A 1,031-nucleotide genomic window follows, 5' to 3' on the forward strand; every position below is an offset into this window, starting at 1 on the left:
TATTTCAAGTTTTTAAGTTTTAGTAATACCCCTGATTTTTTTAATTATATAACCCTACAATTTACAAGGCTTTAAAAATGAAATTCAAACCTTCCCTACTCGCTTGCGCAGTTCTCAGTGGTCTAGTCGGTCTGACTGGCTGTAACGACGACACAACCAACATTTATGAAGGCGGTGACACCAACCCTGCACTGCCGGATATTCCTGACGGTGGCAAGCCAGTATGTCCTCCAGTTGGCGATGGCGACTGTGATGACAAGCCAAACCCAGAAACACCTGAAATCGACATGGGTGTTCACATCCCGGTAGATTTCGCCGATATGGACGTAACACGCTACGTCAACCCATTCATCGGCACAGGTAACCTAGGCAACACCTACCCTGGTGCAACCACACCACACGGCATGGTGCAGCTTTCTCCAGATACTGAGTTGATCGGCTGGCACTCTTCATCAGGTTACCACTTCGATAAAAAGACCCTATTTGGCTTCTCCCACACTCACCTATCCGGCACGGGTATGGGCGGTTTAGGTGACATTCTGTTCCTGCCGTTTACCGAAGATAAAGCTAAATACATCGAAGACAGCGACGATTACCGCGAAGCGATTTCGGTCAAGATGGACAAAACCTCAGAAGTGGCAGAAGCGGGTTACTACTCGGTGAAAATTGCTGAGAACGGTATCAAAGCTGAGCTTACGGCTTCTGAACGTGTCGGCTTCCATCGTTACACCTACCCGCAAGATCAACCACAACGTTTGAAGATTGACCTCAACTCCATCCTAAACAGTGACTGGGGTTCGACCTCTCTGCGCAACAAACTGATGGTGAGCGAAGACGGTCATACCATCACGGGCGAGCGCGATGCAGCACACTTCTCTGGTTGGGCGAAAAACCAAAAAATCTTCTTCTATGCGACTTTCGATAAGAAGATCAAAGACGTCTACATCCTTGCCAATGGTGAACCTGTTGACGGTCTAACGGCAGAGCATGTTTCTGAATTGATTTACGATGACCAAGGTAATCCAGTTAAG

General features: G+C 47.6%; 1 pseudogene. It reads left to right on the plus strand.

Features of this window, described 5'->3' with window-relative positions:
- Positions 1 to 77 precede the first annotated feature (77 nt).
- Positions 78 to 1,031 (plus strand): annotated as a pseudogene (locus R8O70_RS26320) (hypothetical protein); the annotation flags it as partial.

Origin of the sequence: Vibrio sp. 779(2023) (assembly GCF_033344285.1) — a bacterium.
Taxonomy (GTDB): domain Bacteria; phylum Pseudomonadota; class Gammaproteobacteria; order Enterobacterales; family Vibrionaceae; genus Vibrio; species Vibrio alginolyticus.